Consider the following 20273-nt stretch of genomic DNA (forward strand, 5'->3'; position numbering starts at 1 on the left):
TTCACGAAAACCCCGCCTGATCTGTGAATCAGCCGGGACCAAATAAATAGATATGAAGAATTTCCTTGACGAGCATTTCCTGCTCCAGTCCGCCACGGCACAACGATTGTACCACGATTTCGCTAAACACATGCCGGTGATCGATTATCACGGCCATCTTCCTCCCCAGCAGATTGCAGAAGATACCCAATTCAGTAATATCTCACAGGTATGGTTATACGGAGATCATTACAAATGGCGCGCCATGCGCACCAATGGTGTGGATGAAAAATATTGCACCGGCAATGCATCCGACTGGGAGAAATTTCAGAAATGGGCCGAGACGGTTCCCTATACACTCCGCAATCCCCTGTACCACTGGACTCACCTGGAGTTGCAACGTTACTTCGATATAAAGGATATCCTGAATCCTGCCTCTGCAAAAAAAATATACGAAGCAAGCAGCGCCAAAGTGAATACGCCTGATTTCTCTGTTCGTAACCTGCTCCGCAAAATGGATGTGCGCATAATATGCACCACAGATGATCCTGTGGATTCACTGGAATACCATCAGCAGGTAAAAAATGATGGCTTCGAAATTCCCATCCTGCCTGCCTTCCGTCCGGATGCAGCAATGAATGTGGACAATCCCGCCAACTTCAGCAATTATCTCGGCAGATTAGAAAAAGCTGCCGATACCAATATCGGTTCATTCGATGATTATCTCACTGCGTTGAAGAAACGACATGATTTCTTCGCCAGTATGAACTGTTCCGTTTCCGATCATGGACTGGAAGAGATCTATGCAGAAGAGTACACTGAAGCTGAGCTGCGCGCCATCTTCGATAAAGTGCGCAGTGGAAAAACACTGGAGCTGCAGGAACGCAAACAATTCAAATCCGCGATGCTGGTGATCTTTGCAGAATGGGACTGGGAACGTGGATGGGTGCAGCAATACCATCTCGGCGCATTGCGCAACAATAACAGCCGCATGTTACAGCAACTCGGACCTGATACAGGCTGGGATTCCATTGGCGATTTCTCACAGGCACGCTCACTCGCAGCTTTCCTCAACCGGCTGGATAAGAACAACAAGCTCACACGTACTATACTCTATAATCTCAATCCGGCAGACAATGAAATGATGGCCACCATGATCGGTAATTTCAATGATGGTTCCATTGCAGGTAAGGTGCAGTGGGGATCAGGCTGGTGGTTCCTGGATCAGAAAGATGGTATGACAAAACAATTGAATGCGTTGAGCAATATGGGACTGCTCAGTCGTTTCGTAGGCATGCTTACTGATTCGAGAAGCTTTCTCTCATTTCCCCGTCATGAGTATTTCCGTCGTATATTGTGTAATCTGTTAGGAGAAGAAATTGAAAATGGTGAATTGCCGAATGATCCCGACTGGATCGGCAAAGTAGTGCAGGATATTTGCTACAACAATGCCAAAAATTATTTCAACTGGCAGTTTGCAGATCAGGCCACACTGGTAGCACAACAGTAATCATGCACAACCGAAAGGACTTCACTTATGAAAAATTATTTTGATCTCACCGGCAAAACCGCACTGGTAACAGGTTGTAACAAAGGCATCGGGAAGGGCATGGCCCTGGGCCTCGCGGAAGCAGGAGCCGATATCATTGGTGTTTCCGCTTCGCTCGCTCCCGGAAGCGATGTTGAAAAAGAAGTAACAGCCCTCGGCAGAAAATTCTATACACACAAAGCAAACCTGGCTGAAAGGAGTGGAGTCTATGATTTCATCAATGCTGTAAAAAGCGGACCTGTTCAACCAGACATCCTCATTAACAATGCAGGCACTATCATGCGCAAGCCTGCTGCTGAACATCCTGATGAATACTGGGACACAGTGATGAACATCAATCTCGATGCCCAGTTCATTCTCGCGCGTGAATTTGGAAAAGACATGATCCAACGCGGCAGCGGCAAGATCATCTTCACCTGCTCCTTACTCACTTTCCAGGGCGGCATCAATGTTCCCGGATATGCAGCCAGCAAAGGTGCATTAGGTTCACTGGTGAAAGCGCTCGCCAATGAATGGGCAGGCAAAGGTGTGAACGTGAATGGCATTGCTCCCGGATATATCGCAACAGATAATACGGAAGCGCTGCGCGCCGATGAATCAAGAAGCAAGTCGATCCTTGACCGCATTCCCGCAGGACGCTGGGGTGAGCCGCAGGACTTCAAAGGGCCTGTGATATTCCTTGCATCAGAAGCAGGCAGCTATGTGCATGGCACCATCCTCACCGTTGATGGCGGCTGGATGGGCCGATAAATTTTTAGAAGAGCAGAACAACACAAATAAGAAAAATGGAGATCAGATTTCAGAACAGTCCAAAAGAGACCAGCACCATGAACACGCAGCAACTGCGTGATAATTTCCATGTGCCCGGTCTGATGAAAGACGACCAGTTACAGCTGGTGTATTCACACTACGACCGCGTGATCCTCGGAGGCGCCAAACCGGTAAACAGCCATATCACACTGGCGAATCACCCCGAGTTGCGCGCTGAATATTTTTTAGAACGAAGAGAGATCGGCATCATCAATGTAGGTGGAGATGGAACAGTAACTGCTGACGGAACAATATTTCCCCTCAGCAAACTCGATGCGCTCTATCTCGGCAAAGGCACAAAGGACGTGACTTTCAAAAGCAATGATCCGAAGAGCCCTGCTGTTTATTTCCTGCTTTCTGCACCTGCGCATCAGACTTATGAGAACCGTAAACTGAGCAAGGAAGAAGCATCGCCTGTAACACTGGGCGATCAAAGCACTGCCAACAAACGCACGATCTATAAATACATTCACCTCGATGGCCTCAAAAGCTGCCAGCTGGTGATGGGCCTCACTGTACTGAATGAAGGAAGTATCTGGAATACCATGCCTGCACATACGCATACACGCAGGATGGAAGCCTATTTCTATTTCGATGTACAGGAGCAGCATCGCGTTTTCCATTTTATGGGCGAGCCCACGGAAACACGCCACCTGCTTATGGCCAACCACGATGCAGTGATCTCGCCACCCTGGAGCATTCACTCCGGAGCAGGCACTGCCAGCTATTCCTTTATCTGGGGAATGGCAGGAGAGAATTTAGTTTTCACTGATATGGACGCCGTTGCCATCAGTGAGATCAGGTAAACCAAACGAGACCAATTGCGGTATGAATAAGAAAGTATGTTGTTTTGGAGAATTGCTGTTGCGCCTTTCACCTGCGCTCAACCGGCAATGGATACACGAAGCTTCCATGCCCGTGTTCGTAGGCGGGGCCGAACTGAATGTAGCTACTGCGCTTGCCAGATGGAAAGTGCCGGTGGAATACAGTACTGCATTGCCCGATAATTATCTGGCGCGTGAGATCTGTGAACATATTGAAGAGAAAGGGATCAGCACAAAGCCTGTTCACTTTTCCGGTTCGCGGATCGGGACCTATTATCTCCCGCAGGGAACCGACCTGAAGAACGGAGGCGTGATCTATGATCGCGCTCATTCATCCTTCGGTTCACTCAAGCCTGGAATGATCGATTGGGACGAAGTATTACGCGATGCACGCTGGTTCCATTTCAGCGCCATCAGCCCGGCGCTCACAGAGCAGGTTGCTGCTGTATGCCGCGAAGGTGCAGCCGCTGCTGCAGCTAAAGGCATTACCGTATCCATCGATCTCAATCATCGTGCGAGTTTGTGGAAATATGGAAAGAAGCCGGTGGAAGTGATGCCTTCCCTGGTGGAATATTGTGATGTGGTGATGGGCAATATCTGGGCAGCCAATTCATTGCTCGGCATTCCCGTGGATCCGGAGATCCATCTGCATGGCAGCAAACAGGATTTCCTGGAGCATGCAGGCAGAACTGCGCTCGCCATTCACAAGCAATTCCCCAAAGTAAAAACGATCGCCAATACTTTCCGCTTCGATCATGGTGAAGGCGGCGTTCTCTATTACGCATCACTGGACACTGCGGGTCATCAACATCACTCACCCGAACTGGTGGCTTCGAAAATAGTGGACAAAGTAGGAAGCGGCGATTGCTTTATGGCCGGACTCATTTACGGGCTTTATCACCGTCGTGATCCGCAGGAAGTGATCGATACCGCAGCTGCTGCGGCTTTCGGCAAGCTCATGGAGAAAGGCGATGCCACCAGTCAGGATATGGAAACCATTAAAAAAAGAACCAGCAAGCATGGATAAAAACAAACTGATCAGGAAAACGATCACAGAACAGGGGCTTATCCCTTTATATTTTCATCCGGATCCCGATACCTGCATCGGTGTAATGAAAGCCCTATATGCAGGTGGTGTAAGAGTGGTGGAATTCACCAACCGTGGCGCGGCTGCGCAGGATAATTTTGAAGCGATGCTGAAAGTGCGCGACAAGGAATGCAAAGACCTGCTGCTCGGCATCGGCACTATCAAAACAAAAAAAGATGCGAAAGCTTTCATCAGATCCGGCGCGGATTTCATCATAGCTCCGGGTATGATCGAAGAAGTGGCGGAGACGGTCCATAAAGAGGAAATGCTTTGGATCCCCGGTTGTATGACTACCACCGAGATCATCAAAGCCGAACAGGCAGGCGCATCGCTGATCAAACTGTTTCCCGGCAACCTGCTGGGGCCCGGTTTCATGAGCGCTATCCGCGAACTGTTCCCCGATCTGCTTTTCATGCCCACCGGTGGTGTGGAAGCAGAGAAGGAAAATTTGTTTGCCTGGTTCAGATCCGGCGTGAGCGCAGTGGGCATGGGCAGCAAACTGATCACGAAAACTGTACTTGAGGAGAAAAAATACGATGAGCTCACTGCCGCCGCCAGCGCTGCATTGCAACTCATCAAAGAGGTAAGATAAACGGGTAGTCTTCATCTTTTCATTCAACACAACCAAAACCCTGATCGATCATGCAGCAAGCCATAGGAAAATACAGGTGGACAATCTGTACCCTCATTTTCTTTGCCACCACAATCAATTACCTGGACAGACAGGTGATCAGCCTTGTAAAAGGTTATGTGGAAAAGGAATTCAACTGGACTGAAATTGATTATGCCAACCTTACCGTAGCATTTCAGCTTTCCTATGCGATTGCGATGATGTTCATCGGCCGGTTGATCGATAAGCTGGGCACCAAGCTGGGATATGCAGCATCTCTTATTGCCTGGAGTATTGCGGCTATTGGTCACGGTTTCATCAGCAGTACAGGTGGTTTCTTTGTAGCCCGTGCAGCATTGGGTGTTACAGAAGCCGGTAACTTTCCCGCCGCCATCAAAACCACGGCTGAATGGTTCCCTAAAAAAGAGAGATCACTCGCAACCGGTATCTTCAATTCAGGCTCCAATATTGGCGCTATCATTGCACCACTCACTGTGCCTTTCATTGCTGAAGCATTGAACTGGCGCATGGCATTCGTGATCACCGGCGCGGTAGGGCTGATCTGGCTCATATTCTGGTTCTGGTTGTATGAGATCCCTGCGCGCAGCAAACGTTTAAGCAAAGCCGAATTCGATTATATCCATAGTGATGAAGATGAACAAGCCGAGCAGAACGAAGCGAATGCCGCGAAGAAAATTTCCTGGGGACAATTGCTCGGCTATCGTCAGACCTGGGCTTTTGCGCTCGGTAAATTCATGACTGATGGCATTTGGTGGTTCTATCTTTTCTGGCTGCCGGATTTTCTGAAGAAACAATACCATCTTACCAACACGGATATTGCAGTACCTGTAGCCATTGTGTATACCATTGCCGCATTTGGAAGTATTTTCGGTGGATGGGTGCCGGGTAATCTCATCAAGAATAACTGGCCTGTATTCAAGGCAAGGAAAACTTCCATGTTCATCTACGCGCTCTTCGTGTTGCCGGTAATGGCGGCGCAGTACCTTGGTTCCTTCGGTATGTGGTATGCTGTGCTGATCATTGGTCTTGCAGCAGCAGCACACCAGGCATGGAGCGCCAATATCTTCACTACAGTATCTGATATGTTCCCCAAGAGGGCAGTGGCCAGTATCACCGGGATCGGTGGTATGGCAGGTGGCCTCGGTGGTATCCTGATTGCCAAGAGCGCGGGATATCTTTTTGAATACTACAAAGGACAGGGAGATATTACCGTTGGTTACATGATCATGTTCGTGATCTGTGGTCTGGCCTATCTCACAGCATGGTTAGTGATGCACCTGCTGGTTCCGAAAATGAAGCGAGTAACGCTATAAAACTGGAGTAGCGGCTTCCTGTCTGACCGGCGCGTATACGGCTCAACGTTACCTGTGTAACACCCAGGTAAGAAGCGATGTAGCCAAGTTGTACGCGGCGGATCAGTTGCGGATTCTGTTCCAGCAAAAGTTGGTAACGGACTGCAGCAGGGAGGCTTTGCTGCGTCATGAAGGTTTGTTCCGTTCTCACCAGTTCGAACTCTGCGAGTTTGCGACCCCAGTTAGCGATCTCGATATTGGTGGTGAATAATTCCTGCAGGTTGTCGAGGGAAATGGAATACAGTACAGAATCTTCCAGTAGTTCAACCGTTTCATAACCAGGCTTGTTGGCAATATAGCTGTAATAGCTCATGGCTACATCACCTTCAAGGCCAAACCAGAAAGTCAATTCCTTATTATCTCTCACAGAGAATGCGCGTGCAATTCCCCTTTCGATCAGGTAGAGCTGAGAACCTGTTCTTCCTTCTTTGAATAACTGATGCCCTTTGGGAAGGTTAACCTGTTCAAGATGGGAAATGAATAAATGCATGGCATCCGCAGAGAGCGGGTAGACCGATTGTATTTTGTGTAGAACGTTTTTCAATGTGACCGTGCGAACATGTTTTTCCCGGCGGAAACCGGGCATGTTCACGGGCCGCAATATAGGGTAGTCACATTAAAACGGTCTTAACAATGGCCGAGCAGCCAGTAGAAAAAGATAAAGAGTAAAATCGTTCCAACGCAGCCCCCGCCCCATTTCCAGGCTGCGGCTCCTGCCAGTAAAGTACGAAGCCAGTTTTGCATAACAGTGCTATTTTATGATGAAATTAACATGATCCATCTAAAAAATCGTGCCATCACAAAACCGGCTCCGGACTCATTATCAAAATTGGAATCCTTCCATTTCATCTGCACTGGGTCCGTAACTGCCGGGGATGGGAATATCCAGCAGGCGCAGGTATACGCCTAACTGTGCGCGGTGATGGGTAGTTTGGTTAAGGCTCATGCGGATCACTTCTCCTTTCGATTCGGCGCTGTAAATATTGGCGCCGCTGCGAAGCGTCCAGACAGGAAGAAGATCCGCATCCGATGCTTTCTCCAGTTCAGTCCTTCCTTTTTCCAGTTGCCCGTCGAAAAAATTCAGCAGGTCCCGTGTATTGCCTACGGTGGGGTAAGTATAAGGGTTGTTTTCAAAATCAAGTTCACTGGTGGTCAAAGCCATATGCGTCCAGCCGGGTAACTCCGCCACATGCGAGGCCAGTTGTTTCAGAGACATGCTCTTGGGATGCGGCTTCCAGTCATATTTGTCTTCAGGCACCAGCGCCAGGAATTTACGGGTGGTTGCTGCTTCGTTATTCAGTTCTGTAAGGAGGGTCTTTGCGTGGTACATAGTTGTTTGTTTTAATGATACAAACCTACCAGCGCAGAGTGACAGCCTTATGTCAGCAGCCTTCCGGGAAACTAAAAATATTTTTACCAGCCTATCCCATAGTCTTCTCCATGATTGGAACTGCCTCCCCAGAAACTGCCATGTTCCCAGTCGAACCAGATGGCGTTGATCGGTCCACTTGTTCTGTCGTCGAAGCTGAGCGTATAGCCCATTTGCTTCAGCACGTTGCGTACGGGTTCCGGTGTGGTGTTCTTCAGGAGCAGATGTCCCGCACGTGGTTGTCTGTCTTTTTCCTTTGTTCCACCTAACGACAGCCAGAGCTGATTGCTGTTGATATTGGCTGCTTCGGTAGCCTGCTGAACAGTCATCCCGAATTCCACCATATTCAAAAAGAACTGTAATAGATTTTGATCCTGCGTATCGCCACCCTGTACGGCAAAAGACAAGTATGGTTTTCCATTTTTCAGTGCCAGTGAAGGCGTGAGCGTTACCCGTGGCCGTTTGCCGGGTTCCACCACATTGAATGGATTGAGTTCCGGATTGGTCACAAAACTTTGCATACGCTGGCTCATGCCAACACCGGTTTTCCCGGCAATGCAGGCAGGGATCCAGCCTCCGCTGGGCGTGATGCTCACTACCCATCCGCTTTCATCGGCTGCTTCAACGCTGGTGGTGCCACGCCAGAGTCGGTCGTGGTACAGGGAGTCTTCCAGCTCACTATTATGTATATACGCAGAACTGTTCCTTACATCATGCGATGGCATGAACTGCGGATTGGAACGTTTGGTGGTATCGATGAGCAGTCCTCTTTTTTTGAGCAGCTCAAGGTAAGGATTCGATTTGCCTTCAAAAGGGTAGGGATCGCCGGGGCCGGCCATCGCATCGTTCTTATCGGCGCTGATCAGGCCAGCACGCTGACGTGCATATGCTTTCGACAGCAATCCCTTCATGGGCTCTTCAGGTGGGAAATACGGATCACCATAATAGAAATCACGATCGGCAAAACTGAGGTTCATGGCCTGGTATACGGTGTGGATATATTCCGCTGAATTGTATCCCATCTTTTTCAGATCGAAATTTTCCAGGATATTCAGCGCCTGCAGCATCATCGGCCCTTGCGTCCATTGTGAGAGCTTGTATACATCGATGCCTTTATAATTGGTGTGCATCGGTTCTTCTTCGTAGATCTTATAATTGGCAAGGTCCTGCATCGTTATTAATCCACCCTGCTCCTGGCATCCCCGCACAAATTCTTTTGCGATATCACCTTTGTAAAATCTTGTGGCAGCGGCGTAGATGGCTTCTTTGCGACTCTTCTTTTGTTTGAGTGCTTCTTCTTCTGCCTGCACCATTTTTTTAAGTGTTTCCAGCAGGTCTTTCTGTACGAAGATCTCGCCGGCTTCGGGCGCTTCCCTTTTTTCTCCGGGATGAGTAAGAAAGACTGCTTTGGAATAAGGCCATTCTTTGATGCGTGCTTTACCGCGTTCAATACTATTGGCAGTTTGCGCTTCGATGGGATAACCTGCTGCCAGTTCCATGGCGGGCGCCAGTATTTGCTTCAGGCTCATGGTGCCGTATTCAGCCAGCATATGACAGAGGCCTGCAGGTGTTCCGGGAGTAACGGCAGCCTGTGGCCCGAACTCAGGTGGAAAATCCAGTCCCTGCGATTTGAAATGCGCAGCAGTAGCGCCTGTTGGAGCTACACCCAGCGCATTGATGCCGATCACTTTTTTTGTTTTGGGATTATAGATGAGGGCCTGCGTTTCGCCACCCCAGCTGAGTACATCCCACATGGTGCAGGTGGCGGCCAGCATAGCGCAGGCCGCATCGATGGCATTGCCGCCTTTTTGAAAGATCATACTGCCGGCAGTGGCGGCCAGTGGTTTGCCGGTGATGGCCATCCAATGCTTGCCATGAAGCGGAGGCTTCTGTGTCTGTTGCGCAGCAACAGTCAGTACAGCTGCCAGCAGGCAGCCGGTCAATAGCAGATGTTTCATGATGGTTAAGATACCAAAAAAAACGCCCGACTTGTGGTCAGGCGGTCAATTTCTTGAGGGCGTCCCGGCTCAGCTGGAACCATTCCCGGTAACTTGCTTTCTCCCGGTTGCTCAGATGGGTGGATTCTTGCAGGATCTGGTTGAACTGTTGAATGGCTTCTTCTTTCCTTTCAGCTTTTTCCAGGAAGATGCCATAATTGTATCGGGCTTCGTAATTGGCGAACTGTCCGTTCATCTTTTTGAATTCATTCTCCGCTTTTTCTTCTTCACCACAATAAGCCAGGCTCAAGGCATAGATGACATGCACACGCGATTTGGCGAATTGAGGAAGATGAACAATTTGGGAAGCCATGCTCACCACATCTTCAAAACGGTTGAGGGCAAAATACGCAAGCGACAATTGACCGCGCACATGTTCGTTCTCCGTGAACGCACCGGTAAGGCTGTCTTCATAGAGCTTCACGGCCTTATCAGTTTGTTTATTGGCCAGGTAGGCATCGGCCAGGGCGATTCGATTATTGAAAGTATCGGAGAAGCGCAGACGATCTTCAAGTTTGGAGATCTGTCCGCCGGGATTCAGCACGCTGGATAAATTCGTCTGTACATTCTGTACATGACGGCGGTTGAACATTTCTGTAAAAATGTAAATCAGTGAACCGATCACCGGCAGGAAAACGATCAGCCAGATCCATTTCTGGTGCAGGTTCCTCCTGAGGGCATGCACCACGCAAATGGCCTGTAGCCCGATCACGATGTAGTAATAATAATTGTCTTCGAAAAACATGCCGCAAAGAAAGAAAGTTTTTTCGCTTTTTGCAAATGTGCAGGGTGTGGCTGTTGTTCGTCTACCGGCGGGTGTATGACCTACCATAAAAACAATCCCGCTCCAAAAGAAGCGGGAACCTGAAACCGACCCTGGTCCAAAAATATCTTATTCACCCAGCCAGCGTTTGAATTCTCCTACCTTATCCCGGCTCACGATGATCTCTTTCTCGAATGGTGTGTTCAGCACCAGTTTTACTCTGCCTCCAAAATAGGAGTACATTTCGCGGATATCATCGAAAGCCACAATGGTAGCCCGGTTCACGCGGAAGAATTTCTGCGGATCGAGCAAACTCTGATTGAGCGTTTCGATGGAATGCTGGAGGATATATTTCTTGTTGTCTTTCGTTTTGATGAAGTTGAGCCTGCCTTCTGCAAAGAAGATAGCGATCTCTTCTGCCCGCACGGAGATCAGTTTCTCCCTTGTTCTCACAAGGAACCTGCTTTGGAATTGTTTGCCTGGTCCGTAAGAACGATGGCTTGTTTCAGGCTGCGTTTCCGGCTCGTTCAGATTCAGGATGCTTTTGGCAAGCTGCACATGCTGCAGTTTAGCCGGTAATGCATCCTGTTGCTCAAATTTGCGCAGGCTGGTATGCTTGAAGGAATTGGTGAAAAGAAGCGGACTGCTGAGATGTCCTTCCTGCAGATAACGCATGGCGCGGTTGTTGAGCTGGAGAATATCAACCAGCAACAGGTCGGGCTCACTGTTTACTTTCAGGTAGCGAACGAACTCGAAAAAATCAGTGAAATGATCGATGCTTTCCGGGCGTTCTTTCGATTGCAGCATGTCTTCACGCAGACGGCTGGCAATATTTACTTCTTCTTCGATGATGACAACTTTCATAGTAAGTATGTTGACACCACAAAAGTAGTTTTTGGCGGGCCGGCGCCAATAGCATAATCATGCTAACCAATGAAAAGGGGCCTGCACCCTGCGGTGAAGCCCCATTTCAAAATACGGCCGGATATATCAATGTGATTCCACGTAGGCTTTGAAATTGTCCAGGATACCCTGCCAGCCTGCGCGTTGCATTTCTTCTGAATTCATGTTTTCGGGATCGAATGTTTCTGTAACCAGAACGCCATTGCCGGAAGTCTCGAAACTTACTTTCACTTTTCTGCCATCTGCCATGGTGTATTCGATGAGTTTGTTTTCTTCAACGGTAGTATATGTTCCTTCAAAGTCAAAACCCATACTGCCGTCTTTGGCTTCCATTCTTGTTTTGAATTTGCCGCCAACGCGCAGATCGTTCTCGGAGCTGGGCGTATGCCAGTCGGGGTGACCAGTGGCCCATTCTACGATCGCTTTTGGATCATTGAATTGCTTCCATGCTTTTTCTATGCTGCCGTTGATAGTTGCCTGTACTGTGATGGCATTTTGATTGATCGTTTCCATATTTGTTGTTTTATTGTTTTTGATTATGACACAAACTTAGTGCGCCTTTGCCGAACCGGCCGAGTGTGATCGCGACTTTCATGAGGCGTATTTGCGACAAGTGTGCCGAAGGCCGTTATTATTGGGTATTTTTATTGTCCATGCACCGGGCTGCTGTATTGTCCTGATAAAAATTCAAATCTTTTTACAATGCGTAAACTCTCGGTTTTCAATTTCACCACAGTCAATGGTTTCTGTGAAGGTCCCGGCGGCGATATAAGCTGGAACATTCATGATACGGAAGAAACCGATCATGCAAAAACAGGATTGCAGGCCGATAATATTTTGCTTTTCGGAAGGAAGACCTGGCAGATGATGGCTGGTTTCTGGCCCACACCCATGGCAATGGAACAAATGCCTGAAGTGGCTGCAGGCATGAACAGGGCAGAGAAGATCGTTTTCTCCAATACCCTCAAAGATGCAAACTGGAATAATAGCCGGATCATTGGTGGTGATATAGGCAAAGTGATCCGGGAACTGAAAGCCACCCCGGGAAAAGACCTCACCATTCTTGGCAGCGGCAGTATCGTAACACATTTCACAGATCTCGGGCTGATTGATGCCTGGCAGATAATGATCAATCCCGTGGCGCTGGGAAAAGGCACACCCATGTTTCATGGCATTAAAAGCAAGCTCAATCTCAAACTAGTAAACAGTTCCATCAAAAAGAATGGCCTGGTTGTATTGGATTATATACCTGCCTGAATAAATCTTCCCTGTATCCACTGGATAATTTTTATATATTTATACCAACCAGCCGCTTTCATAAACCTTTCCCTAACGCACAACTATTTTTCCCGATTGCTACTGAAACCGGCTCCTGAACTTGGTAAAATTGCAGGAAGAAATGAACCAGGAATTAACGGATACATTGGCTGACGCCACTCGTTGGGAACTTTTCCTCCAGGGAAATGAGCAGGCTTTTGAGCAGCTCTATCGGCGCTATTACCCTGTTTTGTTCAACTACGGTTACCGTGTAACAAACGATCAAAGTCTTACCAGGGAAGCCATTCAGCAACTTTTTGTGAAATTATGGACTAACCGTGCCGGACTTTCAGCCACCCCGCATGTGAAACAATATCTCTTCAAAGCATTCAGGAACCATCTCTTTTCCCTGCAGGAAAAATACCGGAAAGAATTGTCGGTTGATGAAGATGAGATCCACCTCGTGCAGGATTCACGCGAAGAAAAGATCATCCGGCTGGAAACAGCTCATCATAATGCACAAAAGCTGCAGGAAATGCTGAGCACCCTTACACCGCGTCAGAAAGAAGCCATCCAGCTCCGCTTCTTCAGTAATCTCTCCTACGAAGAAATAGCCGGTATCATGGAAATGCAGGTAGGCGGCACCTACAAGCTCATCTACCGCGCTCTCGAAAGACTGCGTGAAAGCACCCCCATTTTCTTCATGATCTGCTATTGGCTCTGCTACTAAAAAATATTTTTTAAATTTTTGGGATAATCATCGTCCCATCACTGTATTTCTATTAGAGGACCTTATTCCGGAACTTTTATGAGTATGTCTGAACAGCAATATGCAAACTGGGGTGTGGCCGAATTCATGGCGGATCCCGCATTTCAGGACTGGGTCAGTGAAACAGGTGATACCGTGGAACTGCATGCACACTGGATAAAGGTACAACAACGCTATCCTGAACTGCGATCCGTAATGGAAGAAGCGGCAGGCCTGCTTCGTGAACTGCGTCCCAAAAAATTGTTGCAGGACCCGGAAGGTGAGCGGCTGGTCTGGAAAGCCGTCCGGGAAGAAATGAAGGCTGAAAAACTGCAGCCGGTCAATTCCTCCGCAAAACTTATCCGCTGGCCTGCTGTAGCCGCAGTAGTATTGCTGATGCTGGGAGTGGCCGCACTCGTGATCTGGCTGCACCATGCACAGCATGCAGGTAACGCTCAGGTTTCGGAAACAACAGACAACCATGGAGCCTTCCGCCTGATCAGTCTGCCGGACTCCTCCAAAGTGATGCTGGGAGCCAATTCCAATATCAGGTATAATGAAAGATGGAACAGGAAAAAAACACGCGAGGTCTGGCTGAAAGGCGATGCTCATTTTGAAGTGAAACACCTCAACAGGAACGAAGCCGCTATCAACGATAATGAAAAATTCCTGGTGCATGTGAATGACCAGCTGGATATAGAAGTGCTCGGCACCGTGTTCAATGTCTGGAACAGGAATGGAAAAACAGAAGTAGAACTCGAATCAGGAAAAGTGAAACTCCGTATGAAAGGATCAGCAAAAGAAATGCTGCTGAAGCCAGGAGAAGTAGCTACCATCAACGGCTCATCATTACAACTCAATCAGGAGAAATCAGACCTGGTGCTGCAAGGCCCGGACCATGATAAACTGTACAATCTTAATAACACATCGGTTGCTGAAATTATCGATCTCATTACAAAGACCTATGGAAAGAAAGTGATAGTGGATGATACCACACTCCTTTCCCGGAAGATCGATGGCGTATTGCCGCTTTGCCATGAAAAAGACCTGTTGTTTGCACTCTCGGGTATCCTCGATATCCGCGTGAGGCAGACAGATGCCCAAACCTGGGTGTTTAGTACAGCTGAATAAACCCAATATATCAAACAGCTATGCATGCGTAGAAAATTAATTTTTCTGCTGGTACTCCTATGCGGGGTAACGGCAGGCTTTGCACAGTCCTCAGAGAAATCTTTGAAAGAAGCCCTGGACCTGTTGACGAAAGAAAAGAAAACCCGTTTCATTTTTGAAAGGGCAGTAGTGGAAGGGCTCCGCGTCAATTATAACTGGAGCGATGTAAAAAGCAAAAAAGCACAGGATGTGCTCAATGAATTGTTATCCCAGGTTGGATTGTTCTCCCTTCCCGTAGGCAATAATTATTATGCGATCAGAAAATCAAAAAAACCTGCGGAGAATAATAATGTTAACAATCAGCCCAACACCATTATCCTTAAAACGGGCATCCGGGAAGATTCCGTAAAGCCTGTAAAAGGGACTGCTGTTACCGTGCTGCGGGGAGTGGTAAGGGAAAGAGGCACCAATAGACCCGTAGAAGGCGCTACCATTGAACTTTCGCCCTATGGCCTGTTTACCGTTACAGGAAAGGAGGGCGCTTATATCTTCAATGATGCTCCTGTTGCACGTGTACGCCTTTCCGTTAGCGGTCTGAGCATGATCGGGGAAGACAGGGATATCAACCTGGCAAATGCGATGGAACGTATCCAGGTATTTCAGCTCAGCACCAATGCACTTGGCCTGAAAGAAGTAACAGTGGTTGCCAAAGAGAACAAGCATGGCGCTACTTCATCCACCATCTCCAAAACAGCCATCGAACACCTGCAGGCCGTGAGCCTCTCCGATGTGATGCAGTTGCTGCCGGGCGGCATCGCCACTAATCCCGATCTTAATGGACCGAACCAGTTTGCTATCCGTCAGATAAAACCTGATAATATGGGCAGCCTCGGTACTTCCATCGTGATCAACGGCGCACCCATCTCCAATAACGCCAACCTGCAGGCGATCAACACCAGCACCGGCGGTACCAATGCCAGCTTCGCCACTTCCAGCGGCGGCGGCCTGGATCTTCGTCAGTTCTCCACCAATAATATCGAATCGGTGGAAGTGATCAGGGGCCTGCCTTCTGTTGAACATGGCGACCTCACTTCCGGTGCTGTGATCATTAAGACCAAGGCGGGTAAAGAGCCTTTGTCTATTAAGGCAAGGATCAACCCGCGCATTACACAACTCTCCGGCAGCAAAGGTTTCGGCATTGGAAAGAATGGAGATGCCCTGCGCGCAGACCTCGATTATACACGCTCCTACGATGATCAGCGATTCGAATACAGAGGATACCACAGACTTACCGGAAGTTTGCTGTATACAAAAAAGTTCGGCCAGGTGAAACCATTCACCACCAACACAGGATTCACTTATTCCATGAACCTGGATGAACAAAAACTGGATCCCGATGATAAAAGAACACAGGCTGTAACAAAAGCGCAGGACTATAATTTCCGGTTTAATTCGGAAGGCAAATGGGAGCTCGGAAAAAAGTTTGCACGTCAGCTGCAATACAATGTGATGGTGAATTACACGCAACAGAAAGGATTTCAGCAGCAACTCATCACAGGTGCCATCTATCCGCTTTCCACTGAAATGGAAAATGTAACCAAAGAAGGTCAGTTCGTTCCTTCCGAATATCTCTCGCAGGTTTGGATCGATGGAAAACCGCTCAATGTGTTCGCTAAGATCACTAATACATTTTCACTCCGCGGCAATTGGATCAACCATCGCATACTGATGGGAGCAGACTGGAAAACCGATGCCAATTTCGGCAATGGAAAAACCTACGATCTCAGCAGACCTCCGCGCATGCAGGGCGGAAACGGCTTCAGGCCCAGGTCTTACAAGGATATCCCGGTGATGAACCAGCTCGCCTTCTTTGCAGAAGATATGATGATCGCCAATGTACTGGGAAAACGTATGTCACTCCAGGCAGGTATCCGCTTCGATAATATTCAACCCACCGGTATCTGGACCACCAAAAAGAATACTGTGGCCGCACCACGTTTCAACTGGAGCTATGAAGTGATGCGAGACCTCACACTCCGCGCGGGATGGGGCATCACGGCCAAAGCGCCCACATTGCTATATCTCTATCCACAGAACGCATATTTCGATCTCGTGAATTACAACAGGTATTCATCCAATCCAGAGGAGTCCCTTGTTTATCTCACCACCAGGGTTTTCAATTCAGAGAATCCTGATCTGAGAGTGATGAAAACAAATAAGGCTGAAGTTGGATTCGACCTCAATCTTGGAAAGAAGAAAAGGCTGACGGTGATGGCCTATCATGAGAAAACCAACAATGGATATGATTTCGATTATTCTTTCAACAGTGTGAAGATAGTGCCGCTTGAATTGTACAAGACCATTTCCACTACACCCGGACAAAAACCGGAAGTGAATACGAATACAGACAGCTTCGTGAACTTCATTGCTGATTACATGATGCCGCTGAATTTCATCACCAATACCAACAGGGGGATCGAATTCGATTTGGATATGGGCCGTTTTGATGCAATCCGCACCAAATTTGTATTGAATGGTGCTTACATGCAATCCAGGTCTGTGACCACAGACTATACCATCATGAAAAAACAGAATAATGGCCGCGATCCGGAACGTATCGCAGTTTTCGATAAAGGACGTGGTAAGAAGAATGAAAGATTCAATTCCACCCTGCGTATCATTCACAATATTCCCGAGTTCAACTTCGTGGTATCCCTGGCCATTCAGACCATCTGGCTGGAGCGGGAGAGGAATATCGGCTATGATTCAGTTGCCATCGGCTATATCTCCAGAGCCACCGGTAATTTCCACCTGCTGGATAAAGCTGAACGCGATGCGTTGTATACTGCTCCTAATACAACCTCCAGGACCGAATTGGTGGAAAGCTTTGCAGAAGGATATCATAATGTGGAAAAATGGAAACCCATCTGGCTCTTCAATCTCCGTCTCTCCAAAGAGATCGGGACAAATTTCAGTTTTGCCTTCTTCGCCAATAATGTGTTCAGCCACCAGCCGCTGGTGCGCAATACGCGGTTTACTACCAATTATTCAAGAAGAAATCCTGATCTGTTCTTTGGTACAGAAGTCACCATCAAATTGTAAACTATCAACAGTAAGTTCATGAAAAGGACTCATCTCATATATATCGCAACAGCACTGCTATTGGTGGGTGCATGCCGTAAGGCGTATAAGGATCTGCCCACTGTGAGCAGTTCCATCGCTACCACTTATCCTGATCATTTTTCCAAAAGGGAAGCTGGTAATGTAGCAGTCACTATCACCAATATCAATACAGGTCAGGTATTAGAGGTTCTGACGGATGAGAATGGAAAAGTAACTGTACCTGGTCTGATCAGTGGCACATACACAGCGCAGGCAACAAAAATGATCTCCGAAGAAGAAGCCCTGGAACTGATAGACGAAGCTGTTAGTTTCCCTGTGAATGGTTCTTCCCGGTTCATCGTACGGGAAGGCGCACCCGAAGAAGTGATACCGCTCAATGGCACCAATCCTCAACCACTCGTTTTTAAGGAGATCTATTATACCGGTTCAAGAACACCTGCCAACGGTGCATATTTCTCCGATCAATTCTATGAGATTTACAATAATACAGATCGTGTGATCTATGCCGATAGTCTCTGTATCGGCAACACCGGTGGAAGTTCCGGACAAACACCTACGGCCAGGACCTGGGGATTCAGACCTGACAAGCAGTTTGTATACCTCCAGAATGTGTGGATGATCCCGGGTAACGGCCATCAACACCCGATACAGCCCGGCGAATCCATTGTGATTGCGCAGGATGGGATCGATCATATCGATGACCCGCTGGGCAACAAAAACTCGCCTGTAAACCTGGGTCCCGGTCATGCGCAATGGGAAACTTATGTTCCGCGTGCCGATAACCGTGATCTCGATGCTGATGTACCCAATCTCGAAGCCATCTATCTTGGTAGTGTGGGCTTCGACTGGCTCACTCCTGTTTTCGGGCCGGGGATGGTGATCTTCAAACATAAGGATGTGGCTAACCTGCCACTGTTCACGGAGCCCGGTACTGTAAGTGTTTCCCAATTCATGCAGGTACCTATCGATAGTGTATACGATGCCGTGGATTGTCTTGCCAACGCAACAGCAGGAAGTTTCAAAAGGATCCCGGATGCACTGGACGCTGGTTTCAAATCCTGTTCCGGTACTTACGTGGGAGAAGGGCTCCGCCGTCGTGTTGCGCGCATAGAGAATGGCCGCAGAGTGTTACAGGACCTCAATAACTCCAACATCGATTTTGAAATGGTAAAGCCTCCTGTTGTAAGACACCAGTAACCATCCCTTAAACCCAAGTTTATGTTGAAACGAATTATATACCTGCTTCCACTTTTCTGCGGCACCGCAGTAGTTGCACAGGATACACTGAGCACCGTCAATGGTAAGCTGCAAGTAGCGCCATTGCGGAACCCCTGGCTCCATTCACAAAATGCTGCCGGGCTTTCCGTACTGCCTGTTCCTTCCATCGGCAGAACCTATATCGGTGGCGCAATCGAGGACGGAGACCTGAGAAGGCCCCAGCAGCCAACAACTGCGAGGGATTTCCATTTTGTGTCTGAAAGATTCCAATCATTGCAAAATGCTTCCTTCTATGGAAAATTTTCCTTCCATCAAAAATGGGATGATGGCATCAGCTGGTCAGATGTGCTGGACCCCTACAGACGTAATCCCTACGTAGTGGCTGATTCGCTGGGAGGCGACTGGAAAAAACAATTGTACGATCTGGAGCTGAAAGCCTCTACTCCGGTTACTGATAGCCGTAAGCTGATGCTGGGAGCAGGGATTCGATACAAAGTAGGAACAGGCGCCAGGCAGAATGATCCCCGCCCACTTGCCTATTCAAATGATATTACACTCAATCCATCGCTGATCTGGGCCGCCTCCGGTTCGCTGAAACTGGGCCTCAGCGCTAATTTCAATTTCTACAAGGAGAAACTCAGTTTCGAGACCAGCAATTATGATGATATTCATTACAGGTACAGGCTTGCAGGACTGGGATATTATTACCGCGACCAAACCGTTTCTGAAACCCGGTATTATTCCGGTAAAACTTTCGGTGGATCAGTACAGCTGCAATGGGAAAAAGAGAATTTTCGGCTTCTCTTCGATGCCGGTTATTCCACCAGGAAAGAAGATGCAGAGGACGGTACCATACAGCCGAGGACATACGGGGATTTTACGGAACAGCAATACCATGGCTCTCTCAATGCCACCCTGCTCACCGGTGGATTCTCCCACCAGTGGGAAGCGGGTTGGAAAACCTTCGATGGGAACGGAAGGGATAATCATTATGGTGATGCTATAGGCAAAGAGCCGCCGCCACTCGTGAACTCGGATATTCTCAGCACTACTTTTTACAATGAAGGTGCATTCCATTACCGTTGGATCAAAGACAGGTTCCAGGACGATTTCAAGTGGATAATTCAGGCATCTGTTATCTATTCAGGTATGGATAACCGTTATCATAATCCAAAATCCAGGAATACCGTGGATGCGAATGAATACAGATTATCATTTACACGCAACCTTGTGTTTGCTGATAACAAGAATTTCATCTGGAGCGCCAATGTCGCCCTGCGCGATTGCTTCAAGCATTATATCGATTTTGTGCCCTCCGGACTGCAATCCGATATAGTGGTGAATGGTTTGCTTAACCCGGACCAGGAATGGCTTTCATCCGATATGTTCAAAGCCGGCCTTTCGGCCGAATACCGTTTCCCCCTGAAACGCGGTTCTGAAACTTCTTTGTTTGTAAAAGCGGAAGGGAATATCTGGAAGCGCATCAACGCCAGCCAGCTTCCCAACGCGTCCAGGAATTTCGCCTGCCTTACCATTGGCATGACCTATTAAAT

General features: G+C 48.2%; 18 protein-coding genes. 12 read left to right on the forward strand and 6 right to left on the reverse strand.

The window, feature by feature from the left end:
• Positions 1 to 52 precede the first annotated feature (52 nt).
• From uxaC to FSB84_RS14255, 6 genes are read left to right on the forward strand one after another with little or no spacing between them, the layout of a single operon-like run.
• On the forward strand, positions 53 to 1489 hold the full coding sequence (gene uxaC, locus FSB84_RS14230; protein WP_130544291.1) for a glucuronate isomerase: 1437 nt from the start codon (positions 53 to 55) through the stop codon (positions 1487 to 1489).
• Between the two features lie 27 nt (positions 1490 to 1516).
• A complete protein-coding gene (locus FSB84_RS14235) occupies positions 1517 to 2278 on the forward strand; it encodes an SDR family NAD(P)-dependent oxidoreductase (protein WP_130544290.1) in 762 nt (253 codons plus the stop codon).
• A 35-nt stretch (positions 2279 to 2313) separates the two neighbouring features.
• Positions 2314 to 3144, forward strand: a complete 831-nt coding sequence (kduI, locus tag FSB84_RS14240; protein WP_130544289.1) for a 5-dehydro-4-deoxy-D-glucuronate isomerase — start codon at positions 2314 to 2316, stop codon at positions 3142 to 3144.
• Positions 3145 to 3166: 22 nt separating this feature from the next.
• Positions 3167 to 4189 (forward strand): sugar kinase, encoded by a 1023-nt coding sequence (locus FSB84_RS14245; protein ID WP_130544288.1) that lies wholly within the window; start codon positions 3167 to 3169, stop codon positions 4187 to 4189.
• On the forward strand, positions 4182 to 4841 hold the full coding sequence (locus FSB84_RS14250) for a beta/alpha barrel domain-containing protein (protein WP_130544287.1): 660 nt from the start codon (positions 4182 to 4184) through the stop codon (positions 4839 to 4841). The genes FSB84_RS14245 and FSB84_RS14250 overlap by 8 nt, the downstream gene beginning before the upstream one ends.
• Positions 4842 to 4891: 50 nt before the next feature.
• Positions 4892 to 6193 (forward strand): MFS transporter, encoded by a 1302-nt coding sequence (locus tag FSB84_RS14255; RefSeq protein ID WP_130544286.1) that lies wholly within the window; start codon positions 4892 to 4894, stop codon positions 6191 to 6193.
• Here FSB84_RS14255 and FSB84_RS14260 read toward each other — a convergent pair.
• From FSB84_RS14260 to FSB84_RS14285, 6 genes are all read right to left on the reverse strand, one after another.
• On the reverse strand, positions 6135 to 6776 hold the full coding sequence (locus FSB84_RS14260) for a Crp/Fnr family transcriptional regulator (protein WP_207234350.1): 642 nt from the start codon (positions 6774 to 6776) through the stop codon (positions 6135 to 6137). The genes FSB84_RS14255 and FSB84_RS14260 overlap by 59 nt on opposite strands.
• Positions 6777 to 7055: 279 nt before the next feature.
• A complete protein-coding gene (locus FSB84_RS14265; protein WP_130544284.1) occupies positions 7056 to 7562 on the reverse strand; it encodes a DinB family protein in 507 nt (168 codons plus the stop codon).
• Between the two features lie 83 nt (positions 7563 to 7645).
• Positions 7646 to 9559 (reverse strand): gamma-glutamyltransferase family protein, encoded by a 1914-nt coding sequence (locus FSB84_RS14270; protein WP_130544283.1) that lies wholly within the window; start codon positions 9557 to 9559, stop codon positions 7646 to 7648.
• Positions 9560 to 9596: 37 nt separating this feature from the next.
• Positions 9597 to 10343: a PLDc N-terminal domain-containing protein gene (locus FSB84_RS14275; protein ID WP_130544282.1), complete on the reverse strand. Its 747-nt coding sequence runs from the start codon at positions 10341 to 10343 to the stop codon at positions 9597 to 9599.
• A 147-nt stretch (positions 10344 to 10490) separates the two neighbouring features.
• A complete protein-coding gene (locus FSB84_RS14280) occupies positions 10491 to 11225 on the reverse strand; it encodes a LytR/AlgR family response regulator transcription factor (protein ID WP_130544281.1) in 735 nt (244 codons plus the stop codon).
• A 126-nt stretch (positions 11226 to 11351) separates the two neighbouring features.
• Positions 11352 to 11777 carry an SRPBCC family protein gene (locus FSB84_RS14285; protein WP_130544280.1) on the reverse strand — a complete coding sequence of 142 codons (426 nt, stop codon included), beginning with the start codon at positions 11775 to 11777 and terminating at the stop codon, positions 11352 to 11354.
• 189 nt (positions 11778 to 11966) lie between these two features.
• Here FSB84_RS14285 and FSB84_RS14290 point away from each other — a divergent pair, with 189 nt between their 5' ends.
• The 6 genes from FSB84_RS14290 (at position 11967) to FSB84_RS14315 (ending at position 20271) form a co-directional block, all read left to right on the forward strand.
• Positions 11967 to 12521: a dihydrofolate reductase family protein gene (locus FSB84_RS14290; protein WP_130544279.1), complete on the forward strand. Its 555-nt coding sequence runs from the start codon at positions 11967 to 11969 to the stop codon at positions 12519 to 12521.
• Positions 12522 to 12663: 142 nt separating this feature from the next.
• Complete coding sequence (locus FSB84_RS14295) at positions 12664 to 13251, forward strand: RNA polymerase sigma factor (RefSeq protein ID WP_130544278.1); 588 nt, start codon at positions 12664 to 12666, stop codon at positions 13249 to 13251.
• Between the two features lie 84 nt (positions 13252 to 13335).
• A complete protein-coding gene (locus FSB84_RS14300; protein WP_158643897.1) occupies positions 13336 to 14400 on the forward strand; it encodes a FecR family protein in 1065 nt (354 codons plus the stop codon).
• 24 nt (positions 14401 to 14424) lie between these two features.
• Entirely contained in the window at positions 14425 to 17481 is a 3057-nt protein-coding gene (locus tag FSB84_RS14305; RefSeq protein ID WP_130544276.1) for a TonB-dependent receptor, read from the forward strand.
• Between the two features lie 18 nt (positions 17482 to 17499).
• On the forward strand, positions 17500 to 18699 hold the full coding sequence (locus tag FSB84_RS14310) for a DUF4876 domain-containing protein (RefSeq protein ID WP_130544275.1): 1200 nt from the start codon (positions 17500 to 17502) through the stop codon (positions 18697 to 18699).
• Positions 18700 to 18720: 21 nt separating this feature from the next.
• On the forward strand, positions 18721 to 20271 hold the full coding sequence (locus tag FSB84_RS14315) for a DUF6850 family outer membrane beta-barrel protein (RefSeq protein ID WP_130544274.1): 1551 nt from the start codon (positions 18721 to 18723) through the stop codon (positions 20269 to 20271).
• Positions 20272 to 20273 lie beyond the last annotated feature (2 nt).

The organism is Pseudobacter ginsenosidimutans, assembly GCF_007970185.1.
Classification (GTDB): Bacteria; Bacteroidota; Bacteroidia; order Chitinophagales; family Chitinophagaceae; genus Pseudobacter; species Pseudobacter ginsenosidimutans.

Excerpts from the sequence above, each read along its gene's own strand:
- FSB84_RS14305 (WP_130544276.1), top strand. The coding sequence starts at position 14,425 with ATGCGTAGAAAATTAATTTTTCTGCTGGTACTCCTATGCGGGGTAACG.
- FSB84_RS14285 (WP_130544280.1), bottom strand. The coding sequence starts at position 11,777 with ATGGAAACGATCAATCAAAATGCCATCACAGTACAGGCAACTATCAAC.
- FSB84_RS14290 (WP_130544279.1), top strand. The coding sequence starts at position 11,967 with ATGCGTAAACTCTCGGTTTTCAATTTCACCACAGTCAATGGTTTCTGT.
- FSB84_RS14245 (WP_130544288.1), top strand. The coding sequence starts at position 3,167 with ATGAATAAGAAAGTATGTTGTTTTGGAGAATTGCTGTTGCGCCTTTCA.
- FSB84_RS14315 (WP_130544274.1), top strand. The coding sequence starts at position 18,721 with ATGTTGAAACGAATTATATACCTGCTTCCACTTTTCTGCGGCACCGCA.
- FSB84_RS14270 (WP_130544283.1), bottom strand. The coding sequence starts at position 9,559 with ATGAAACATCTGCTATTGACCGGCTGCCTGCTGGCAGCTGTACTGACT.
- FSB84_RS14235 (WP_130544290.1), top strand. The coding sequence starts at position 1,517 with ATGAAAAATTATTTTGATCTCACCGGCAAAACCGCACTGGTAACAGGT.
- FSB84_RS14295 (WP_130544278.1), top strand. The coding sequence starts at position 12,664 with ATGAACCAGGAATTAACGGATACATTGGCTGACGCCACTCGTTGGGAA.
- FSB84_RS14275 (WP_130544282.1), bottom strand. The coding sequence starts at position 10,343 with ATGTTTTTCGAAGACAATTATTATTACTACATCGTGATCGGGCTACAG.
- FSB84_RS14265 (WP_130544284.1), bottom strand. The coding sequence starts at position 7,562 with ATGTACCACGCAAAGACCCTCCTTACAGAACTGAATAACGAAGCAGCA.
- FSB84_RS14250 (WP_130544287.1), top strand. The coding sequence starts at position 4,182 with ATGGATAAAAACAAACTGATCAGGAAAACGATCACAGAACAGGGGCTT.
- FSB84_RS14255 (WP_130544286.1), top strand. The coding sequence starts at position 4,892 with ATGCAGCAAGCCATAGGAAAATACAGGTGGACAATCTGTACCCTCATT.
- FSB84_RS14300 (WP_158643897.1), top strand. The coding sequence starts at position 13,336 with ATGTCTGAACAGCAATATGCAAACTGGGGTGTGGCCGAATTCATGGCG.
- uxaC (WP_130544291.1), top strand. The coding sequence starts at position 53 with ATGAAGAATTTCCTTGACGAGCATTTCCTGCTCCAGTCCGCCACGGCA.
- FSB84_RS14310 (WP_130544275.1), top strand. The coding sequence starts at position 17,500 with ATGAAAAGGACTCATCTCATATATATCGCAACAGCACTGCTATTGGTG.
- FSB84_RS14280 (WP_130544281.1), bottom strand. The coding sequence starts at position 11,225 with ATGAAAGTTGTCATCATCGAAGAAGAAGTAAATATTGCCAGCCGTCTG.
- kduI (WP_130544289.1), top strand. The coding sequence starts at position 2,314 with ATGGAGATCAGATTTCAGAACAGTCCAAAAGAGACCAGCACCATGAAC.